Here is a 9,188-nt window from a genome sequence, read left to right as displayed (position 1 = left end):
CGCCAGCACGGCCTCCGCGCTCGGCGCCGGCGCGCCGGGAATGCGCGCGCGCACCTGTTCGATCAGCGCGAGCGCGGCGTCGAGGACCGCCGGGTCGAGCCTGGGGCGCGCCGCCGCCTCGTCGCGCCGCACGCTGAGCGTCGCCAAGACGTTGCCGCGGCGGATCAGCCTCTGTGCCGTCTCGCGCAGTGCGGGCTCGAGCGCGTCGAGCCCGTTGGGCAGGCGGAAGCGGATGTCGAGCCCGCGCCCGTTGACGCTCTTCACCTCCCACACCCAGGCGATGCCGTGGCCCTCGCCGCGCTGGCGCGCGAAGCCGGTCATCGAGGCGAGCTGGGGGGAGGGGGCGGGCATGGGGTGGCGCGTTGTAGCCGCGAGGGCCCAGGATGGGAAGCGATGCCAGGGCCACCGTTCCGCTCCGTGCTGATCACCGGCGCCTCCTCGGGGCTCGGGCGCGCGCTGGCGGAGGCCTGCGCGCAGCCCGGCACGGTGCTGCACTGTTCCGGCCGCAACGCCGCGCGGCTGGCCGCGCTCGCCGCGGCCGCGCGTGCCAGGGGTGCTGAGGTGCGCGAGGCGGTGCTCGACGTGCGCGACGCCGACGCGATGGCCGCCTGGATCGCCGGCTCGGGCCGGCTCGACCTCGTGATCGCCAATGCCGGGATCTCGGCCGGCACCGCCGGCGGGGCTCCCGAATCGCCGGCGCAGACGCATCTGCTGGTCGAGACCAACCTGCTCGGCGTGCTCAACACGGTGCAGCCGGCGCTCGCGGCGATGCGGGCGCAGCCGCCCGGCGCCGACGGCGTGCGCGGGCGGATCGCGGTGATCGCCTCGATCGCCGCCTTCGTGCCCGCGCCCGGCGCGCCCACCTACTGCGCCGCCAAGGCCGCCGCCGATGCGTGGACGGTGGCCACCGCCGCGGTGGCGGCGCGCGACGGGGTGGTGATGACCAGCGTCTGCCCCGGCTATGTCCGCACGCCGATGACGGAACGCAACCGTTTCCCCATGCCGGGTCTGATGGAGGCCGAGCGTGCCGCGGCGATCATCCTGCGCGGGATCGCGCGCGGCCGGCGGCGCGTGGTGTTCCCGTGGTGGCTCGGGCTCGCCGCACGGCTGGTCGGGCTCCTGCCGCCGCGACTGGCGACCGCGCTCCTCGGCCGGGCGGAGGGCAAGGCGCCGCTGCCGTGACGGTCAGCCGAGCAGGCCGCGCGCGCGGATCGCGGCGGCGACCCGTTCCGCCTCGTCGAGCGGCGCGACCGGGAAGGGCCGCTCCGCCGACCCCAACGGCCGGACCCGGCCGGCGTCCATCAGGCTCTCGATCATCCGCGCGTGCCGGCCGCGTTCGCGCGTGGCGACGAACACCGGCGCGGCGGTCGCCGCCGCCTCGGCGAGCATGGAGACCGAGTCGCCGGTCACCACGATCGCATCGGCGAAGGCGAGATAGCCGAGATAGGGGTTCGGCCCGGGATCGCCCCACCGGAACAGGCGGTGCGGGCGTCCGGCCAGCGCCGCCGCGATCAGCCGGGTGGCCTCGGCGCCCGTGCGTCGGCTGGTCGTCACCATCAGCGACGCCGCGGGGAAGCGCCCGAGGACCTGCGGGATCAGGCGCGACGCCGTCTCGCGGTCGAGCCCCTCGGCGCGCACGGGGCCGCCGACCAGCACCGCCACGCGCGGGGAGGGGAGGGCCGCGAGTTCGGCCCAGTCCGCGCGCGCGCGCGCGAGCACCGCCGCCGAGACGCGGTGGCAGGCGCCGAGAATCTCGATCACGTTCGGCGCCGGCCTGGGCCTGTCGTGGAGGCCGAGCACCACGAGGTCGAAGCGCGCGGCGCCGAAGCCCGGCCGCATCACGTGCACCGTGCGCACGCCCTGCCGGCCGAGCCAGAGCGCCACAGGCGCCGACCGCCGTCCCGCGGAGATCGCCAGGCGGGGCCAGGGTGGGACGAGCCGCGCCCGCGCGGCGGCGTCGAGCCCGGCCAGCGTCGGCCACGGCCAGGGCATGCGCGCGAGCGCCCTCCACGCCAGCGGCACCACGCGGAACGGCGCTCCCAGCCGCTCGGCGATGCCCAGCGCCTGGTTCGCCGTGCCCGGCCGGGGATCCGCCAGCACCCAGACCGGCTCGGTTGTGCCCCCGCTCACGCGCGGCTACGTAGGCTGATCCGCTCGAAGGGGACCCGCATGTCCGACCGCCACGCCTCCGACTGGGACCGCGATGCGGCGCTGATCGCCGCCCGCATCCTGCTCGACATCAAGGCCGTCAACTTCCGCCCCGAGGAACCCTACACCTTCACCTCGGGCTGGAAGTCGCCCGTCTACATCGACTGCCGCAAGATCATCTACTTCCCGCGCGCGCGCACCAAGATCTGCGATCTCGCGGTGGAGAAGATCGGCCGGCATGTCGGCTACGAGACCTTCGACGTGGTGGCGGGCGGCGAGACCGCCGGCATCCCCTTCGCCGCCTGGATCGCCGACCGGATGCTCACGCCGATGGTCTATGTGCGCAAGAAGCCGAAGGGCTTCGGCCGCAACGCGCTGATCGAGGGCGACGTGCCGGAGGGCCAGCGCACCCTGCTGGTCGAGGACCTCACCACCGACGGGCAGTCGAAGATCCGCTTCTGCCAGGCGCTGCGCGACGCCGGTGCGATCGTGAACCACACCTTCGTGGTGTTCTACTACGGCGTCTTCCCCGGCAGCTTCGAGCAGCTCAAGGCGATGGAGATCGGCCTGCACCACCTCTGCACCTGGTGGGACGTGTTGGAGGTCTGCCGCGCCCACCCGTTCTTCAGCGACGGCGCGCTCGCCGAGGTGCGGCGGTTCCTCGACGATCCGGTGACCTGGTCGAAGGCGCATGGCGGCATCGGTTCGGCCGAGGAGGCGCGCGCGAAGGAGGAGGCGTGACGGTCGGCCGTGCTAGGCTTGCATCTGCACAGGAGGCGGACGCATGGGCGGGATGGTGAGGCGGACCGTTGAACTGCCGGAGCAGGTCGATCGCGCGATCGACCAGCTGGCACGCGCGCTCGATCGCCCTGCCGATTCCGTCGTGGCCGAAGCCGTCGCCAGCCACGCTGCGCAGACCTTCGCCCTGATGGCGCGCCTCGCCGAGGCCGAGGCGGATGCCGCCGCCGGCCGCACGGTCTCGCACGAGGAGGCAATGGCGCGACTCGACTCGCTAATCGCCGGCATCAGGTCCGACACGGCACGGTGACGCTGCGCTGGACCGACGGTGCCTTGGCCGAACTGCTTGAGGCCGTCGCCTTCATCGCCCGCGACAATCCCGATGCGGCGATCCGCGTCGCCGAGCGGGTCCGCCGCAGCGCCGGACAGCTCCAGGGCCTCCCCTTCCTCGGCAAGCCCGGGCGTCGGCCAGGGACACGGGAGCTGACCGTCGCCGCCACGCCCTACACGATCGTGTACAGTGTGACGGGCGAGGAGGTGCTCATCCTTTCCGTCTGGCACGGAGCGCGCGCATGGCCCTACGGAGAATCCTGATCGCCCTCGCCCTGCTCGCCCTCCCGGCGGCCGCGCAGCCGCGCGACCAGCTCACCATCGGCCTGACCCAGTACCCCTCGACGCTGCATCCCTCGATCGAGTCCATGGCGGCGAAGTCCTACGTGCACGGCTTCACGCTCCGTCCGATCACGACCTACGACGCCGACTGGCAGCTCGCCTGCATGCTCTGCACCCATCTGCCGACCATCGAGAACGGCGAGGCCGTGCGCGAGACCGCGCCGAACGGCAATCCCGGCATCCGCGTCACCTACCGCCTGCGCGAGGACGCCCGCTGGGGCGACGGCACGCCGATCACCGCCGAGGACATCCTCTTCGCCTGGCAGGCCGGCCGCGAGCCCTTGACCGGCATGGGTCCGGCCGAGCTCTACCGCTCGCTCCATCGGATCACGGTGGTCGATCCGCGCACCGTCACGCTGCACTTCGACAAGCTCACCTTCGAGTACAACGCGATCAACGATCTCCGCCCGCTGCCCGCGCATCTCGAGCGTGCGATCTGGCAGGAGGACCCGCGCGGCTACCGCACCCGCACCCTCTACGACCGCGACCCCGCGCGCCCCGGCCTCTGGTCCGGCCCCTATCGCGTCGCCACGCTGAACACCGGCGCCTCCGTCACGCTCGAACGCAACGAGCAGTGGTGGGGCGCCGCACCCGCCTTCCGTCGGATCGTCATCCGCACGATCGAGAACACCACCGCGCTGGAAGCCGCGCTGCTCGCCGGCCAGATCGACATGATCGCGGGCGAACTGGGCCTCACCCTCGACCAGGCGATCGCGCTGGAACGCCGCGCCGGCAGCCGCTTCCGCATCCACTACCAGCCGGGACTGATCTACGAGCATATCGATCTGAACCTGGACAATCCCGTCCTCGCCGATCCCCGCGTGCGCGAGGCGCTCCTGCGCGGCATCGACCGCCAGCAGATCGTCGACCGTCTGTTCGCCGGCCGCCAGCCGGTCGCGCACTCCTTCGTCAACCCGCTGGACTGGATGCACGATCCCACCCTGCCGACCACGCCCTTCGACCCCGACGGCGCGCGGCGCCTGCTGGAGCAGGCGGGCTGGCGACCGGGCCCCGACGGCATCCGCCGCAACGCCGCCGGCGAACGCCTCTCCCTCGAGCTGATGACCACCGCCGGCAACCGCTCGCGTGAACTGGTCCAGCAGGTGCTGCAGGGGATGTGGCGCCAGATCGGCGTCGAGATCCGTCTCCGGAACGAACCCCCGCGCGTCTTCTTCGGCGAGACCGTCTCGAAGCGCCGCTTCCAGGCGATGGCGATGTTCGCCTGGATCTCCTCCCCCGAGAACGTGCCGCGCACCACCTTGCACTCGACCGAGATCCCGACCGAGGACCGCAACTGGTCGGGCCAGAACTACACCGGCTTCAAGAACGCCGAGATGGACGAGCTGATCGAGGCCCTGCCCCTCACCCTCGACCGGGAGGAACGACGGCCGATGTGGCGCCGCGTGCAGGAGATCTACATGACCGAGCGGCCCGTGCTGCCCCTGTTCTTCCGCTCCGACGCCCACATCTGGCCGCGCTGGCTCGAGGGCGTGCGACCGACCGGACATCTCGCGCCCTCGTCGCTGTGGGTCGAGCAATGGAAGGCAACTCAGTGACGCAGGGGGCCTCGCCCCCTGCACCCCCGCCCGGGGCCTGAGGCCCCGGACCCCCAGCGATGCTCAGGCTGATCGGCCAGCGCCTGCTTCAGGGCGCCGTCACTGTCGCGATCCTGTCCTTCGCCGCCTATGCGCTGATCGGGCTCATGCCCGGCGATCCGATCGATCTCGCCATCGCCGGCGACCCGCGCCTCTCCGCCGAGGACGCCGCGCGGCTGCGCGCGCTGCACGGTCTCGACCAGCCGCTGACCAGCCGCTACCTCGCCTGGGCCTCCGGCGCGCTGCAAGGGCAGTTCGGGTTCTCGCGCCTGTTCGCGGCACCCGCGCACGAGGTGCTCGGCAACGCCCTGCTCAATTCGCTCGCGCTGCTGCTGCCGACCACCCTCCTCTCCGCCGCGATCGGCATCGCGCTCGGCGTGCTCGCCGCCCGCCGGCCGCGCGGCGCGCTCGACTACGCCGTCAACGCCATCGCCTTCGCCGGCATCTCGCTGCCGTCGTTCTGGCTCGGCATCCTCCTCATCATCCTGTTCGCCGTCACCCTCGGCTGGCTGCCCGCCGGCGGCCCGCCCGACACCCCGGGCCTCGCCGCCTGGCTCCGCCACCTCGCCCTGCCGGGGGCGACCCTCACCGTGCTCGGACTCGCGAGCTACGCCCGGCAGACCCGCGCCGCCATGATCGACGCGCTCGGCGACCTCTACATCCGCACCGCGCGTGCCAAGGGCGCACCGGAACGCCGTGTGCTCCTGCACCACGCCCTGCCGAACGCCGCGATCCCGATCGTCACCATCGCCGGGCTGGACTTCGCCACCCTCGTCTCGGGAGCGCTCGTCGTCGAGACGGTCTTCGCCTGGCCGGGCATGGGCAAGCTGATCTACGACGCCATCCTCGGCAACGACTACAACCTCGCCCTCCTCGCGCTGATGCTGACCGCGATCGTCACCCTTGCCGCCAACCTGCTCGCCGACCTCGCGCAGCTCGCCATTGATCCGCGCGTCAGACAATGAGCAGCCGCGCGCTGGCCCGCTTCCTCGCCCACCGCGCCGGCGTGGCCTCCGCGGTGATCCTGCTCGCCCTCGTCGCCGCGGCGCTGAGCGCGCCGCTGGTCGCCGAGGCGATCGGCCACGATCCGTTCGCGCCGGATCTCCTCAACCGCTTCCTGCCGCCCTCGGCGACGCACCCGCTCGGCACCGACGAGCTCGGCCGCGACGTCCTCCTGCGCCTGCTCTACGGCGCGCGCGTCTCGCTCGCCGTCGGGCTCGCCGCCGCCCTGGCCTCCGCCGCGATCGGGCTCGCGATCGGACTCGCCGCGGCCTGGTTCGGCGGCCTGGTCGACGCCGTGCTGATGCGGCTCGCCGACGGGCTGCTCGCGCTGCCGGCGCTGCCGCTCTTGATCGTGCTCGCCGCGGTCGATCCGGCGCAGCTCGGCCTGCCGCGCGACGTCGCCGCCCTCGACCTGCTCCGCATCGTCGTCATCATCGCGATCTTCGGCTGGGTGAAGGTGGCGCGCATCACCCGCGGTGCGGCTCTGGCGATCCTGCGCATGGACTATGTGCGCGCCGCCCTTGCCCTCGGCGCCTCGGCCCCGCGCCTCCTGTGGCGGCACGTCGCGCCGAATCTCGCGGCCCATGTCGCGGTGGCGACCACCCTCACCGTCGGCAACGTGATCCTGGTCGAGAGCGTGCTCTCGTTCCTCGGCCTCGGCATCCAGCCGCCGACGCCGTCCTGGGGCAACATGCTGGCGAACGCGCAGGAGCTCGCCTTCGCCGCCCCCATGGCCGCGGTGTGGCCCGGGCTTGCGATCTTCGTCACGGTGGTCGCGACCAACTTCGCGGGCGACGCGCTGGCCGACGCGCTCGATCCGCGTGCGGTCGTGCGCCGGGGCTGAACCCGACGCGCCCGCCGGACCGCCCGGCGGGCGCGTGGCGCGCGGTCAGCTGCCGATCTCGCCGCCGCCCGTCTTCATGATCGCGATCACGCTCGGCCGCGGCGGGGTGTCCGCGGCGAAGTCCGGCCAGCGCGTGGATGGAGTCTCGAAGGTGCTGTCGGCGGTCTCGCCCGGGTGCTGGATCGCCAGGAACAGCGTGGTGTTGTCGGGCGTGAACAGCGGGCCGCACACCTCGGCGCCGATCGGCGCCTGGTAGAACAGCCGCGTCAGCGCGCGGCCGGGTCCGCCGGTGTCGGCGGCGTAGAGCCCGTCGGCGACGCCCGCGGCGGAGTTGGCGCCGTCGGTCGCGATCCAGATCCGTCCCTTCTTGTCGAAGGCGCAGTTGTCAGGGCAGGAGAGCCAGCCGTGCTCGCTGGTCGCCCGGTGGTAGCGCGACCCCGGGTCGATGCCCGGCTTGCCCGCGACCAGGAACATCTCCCAGCGCATCGTGTCCGCGGCGTGATCGACCGCCTCCGTGCCGGCGCCGGGCGGGATGATCTCGATGACGTGGCCGTGCGCGTTCGCCGCGCGCGGATTGGCCCGGTTCACCTGGTCCTCCCTGCGGCGGCTGTTGTTGGTCAGGATCACGTAGACCCGGCCCGTCACCGGGTTCGGCTCGACATCCTCGGGCCGGTCCATCGGCGTCGCCTTGAGCAGGTCGGCCGCGCGGCGCGTCTCGAGCAGCACGTCCGCCTGGCTCGTGAAGCCGTTCTCCGCCGTGAGCGGGCCGTGGCCGTGGATCAGCGGCAGCCACGCCACCGTGCCGTCGTCGCGGAACTGCGCGACCGAGAGCACGCCCTCGTCGAGCAGGTCGCGATTGGCGGCCGGATCGTTGGGGTTCCAGGGCCTCGCGGTGACGAAGCGGTAGACGTAGTCGAACCGCTCGTCGTCGCCCATGTAGATCACGACGCGCCCGTCGCGGTTCACCGCGTGGTGGCAGCCTTCGTGCTTGAACCGGCCGAGCGCGGTGCGCTTCACCGGCACCGAGGCCGGATCGTAGGGATCGAACTCGACGATCCAGCCGAAGCGATAGGGCTCGTTCGGCTCCTTCTCGACATTGAACCGGTCGAAATGGTTCACCCAGCCGTACCAGGATGCCTTCGTGATGCCGTAGCGCTTGAAGCTCGCCGCGTGGGGCGTCTTCTCGGGATCGCCGCCGAAATATCCGTTGAAGTTCTCCTCCGCGATCAGCACGGTGCCCCACGGGGTGTTGCCGCCGGCGCAGTTGTTCAGCGTGCCGTGAACCATCGTGCCGGTGCTGTCGTAGGAGGTCTTCATCTTGGCGTGGCCGGCCGCGGGTCCGCTGATGCGGATCCGCGTCTCGCCGTCGATGCGCCGGTTGAAGCGGCTCTCCTTCACGGCGCGCCAGCGGCCGTTCTCGCGCCGGATCTCCACCACGCTCGCGCCGTGCGCGGCGATCTCGATCGCCGCCTGCTCGCGCGTCACCTTGTCGCGCGCCGCCCGACCCGCGCCGAGCCCCGCGAACATCAGCCCGGTATTGGTGTACTCGTGGTTCACCACGAGCAGGCCGTGATCGGAGCTGTTCGACCCCTTGGGCAGCGGGAAGAAGTCGAGATAGTCGCAGTTGTAGCCGAACTGGCGCCGCTGGCTGTCGGGGGTGAGCGCCTTCGGATCGAACTCCGGCGCGCCGTCGAGGATCGGGTCGCCCCAGCGCAGCAGCACCTGCATCTCGTAGCCGGCCGCCACCGCGTCGCGTTCGCCGAGCTGATGCGCGATCTCCCGGAACGACAGCGTCGACGGCCCCGCCGCCTGCGCCGCGGCGAGGTTGGCGGCGCAGGCGAGGAGCTGGTCCGTCAGCGTCGCCGCGGCCGCCGTGCCGGCGAGGCCGAGGATCGCCGCGCGGCGCGACAGGCGGCGCTCGATCAGCGTGCCGATCGAGGGTTCGGTCGAGGTGTTGACGCCGATATCCTCCGACGCATCGATCGCGACGTGGTCGGCCGGCACCGCCGGCGGCAGCGTGTCGGGCATGGCTCCGTTCCCCAGGTCGTTGTGCGCGGGAACGGTATCAGCGCGTCGTGATGGTCGCGTGACGAAGACGTTGCGTTCAAATGACAAGCGCGCAGATCGCCGGATCGCGATCCCCGGGCGCCGGATCTCATACCCGGAGCACAAGGGTTTGACCTTTGTGC

Annotated in this window: 10 protein-coding genes; 7 read left to right on the top strand and 3 right to left on the bottom strand. The window is 72.5% G+C overall.

What is annotated here, in order from left to right:
* Window positions 1-351, bottom strand: a 351-nt coding sequence (locus FK498_RS07875) for a YicC/YloC family endoribonuclease (RefSeq protein ID WP_304598709.1), incomplete at its 3' end; no start/stop codon positions are given.
* Window positions 352-393: 42 nt separating this feature from the next.
* Between FK498_RS07875 and FK498_RS07870 the strand changes: the two genes are divergently transcribed.
* Entirely contained in the window at window positions 394-1,182 is a 789-nt protein-coding gene (locus FK498_RS07870) for an SDR family NAD(P)-dependent oxidoreductase (protein ID WP_141853303.1), read from the top strand.
* A gap of 3 nt (window positions 1,183-1,185) precedes the next feature.
* Here the strand turns inward: FK498_RS07870 and FK498_RS07865 are convergent, their stop codons facing one another.
* Window positions 1,186-2,130 (bottom strand): mitochondrial fission ELM1 family protein, encoded by a 945-nt coding sequence (locus FK498_RS07865; protein WP_141853301.1) that lies wholly within the window; start codon window positions 2,128-2,130, stop codon window positions 1,186-1,188.
* A gap of 39 nt (window positions 2,131-2,169) precedes the next feature.
* Here FK498_RS07865 and FK498_RS07860 point away from each other — a divergent pair, with 39 nt between their 5' ends.
* Genes FK498_RS07860 through FK498_RS07835 form a run of 6 tightly spaced genes read left to right on the top strand, consistent with a single transcriptional unit; the run spans window position 2,170 to window position 6,999 of the window.
* Window positions 2,170-2,889, top strand: coding sequence for an orotate phosphoribosyltransferase (locus FK498_RS07860; RefSeq protein ID WP_141853299.1), 720 nt, complete (start codon window positions 2,170-2,172; stop codon window positions 2,887-2,889).
* Window positions 2,890-2,932: 43 nt separating this feature from the next.
* On the top strand, window positions 2,933-3,196 hold the full coding sequence (locus FK498_RS07855; protein ID WP_141853297.1) for a hypothetical protein: 264 nt from the start codon (window positions 2,933-2,935) through the stop codon (window positions 3,194-3,196).
* On the top strand, window positions 3,193-3,480 hold the full coding sequence (locus FK498_RS07850; RefSeq protein WP_141853295.1) for a type II toxin-antitoxin system RelE/ParE family toxin: 288 nt from the start codon (window positions 3,193-3,195) through the stop codon (window positions 3,478-3,480). The genes FK498_RS07855 and FK498_RS07850 overlap by 4 nt, the downstream gene beginning before the upstream one ends.
* Entirely contained in the window at window positions 3,459-5,114 is a 1,656-nt protein-coding gene (locus FK498_RS07845) for a peptide ABC transporter substrate-binding protein (protein ID WP_141853293.1), read from the top strand. Before FK498_RS07850 ends, FK498_RS07845 begins: the two co-directional genes overlap by 22 nt.
* A gap of 59 nt (window positions 5,115-5,173) precedes the next feature.
* Window positions 5,174-6,118: an ABC transporter permease gene (locus FK498_RS07840; RefSeq protein WP_141853291.1), complete on the top strand. Its 945-nt coding sequence runs from the start codon at window positions 5,174-5,176 to the stop codon at window positions 6,116-6,118.
* Window positions 6,115-6,999, top strand: coding sequence for an ABC transporter permease (locus FK498_RS07835; RefSeq protein ID WP_141853289.1), 885 nt, complete (start codon window positions 6,115-6,117; stop codon window positions 6,997-6,999). The genes FK498_RS07840 and FK498_RS07835 overlap by 4 nt, the downstream gene beginning before the upstream one ends.
* A 45-nt stretch (window positions 7,000-7,044) precedes the next feature.
* Here FK498_RS07835 and FK498_RS07830 read toward each other — a convergent pair whose 3' ends face one another.
* Window positions 7,045-9,027: a PhoX family phosphatase gene (locus tag FK498_RS07830; protein WP_141853287.1), complete on the bottom strand. Its 1,983-nt coding sequence runs from the start codon at window positions 9,025-9,027 to the stop codon at window positions 7,045-7,047.
* Window positions 9,028-9,188: the final 161 nt, after the last annotated feature.

Source organism: Elioraea sp. Yellowstone (genome assembly GCF_006704265.1).
Classification (GTDB): domain Bacteria; phylum Pseudomonadota; class Alphaproteobacteria; order Acetobacterales; family Acetobacteraceae; genus Elioraea.
This window is presented reverse-complemented; position numbering and strand designations above follow the sequence as displayed.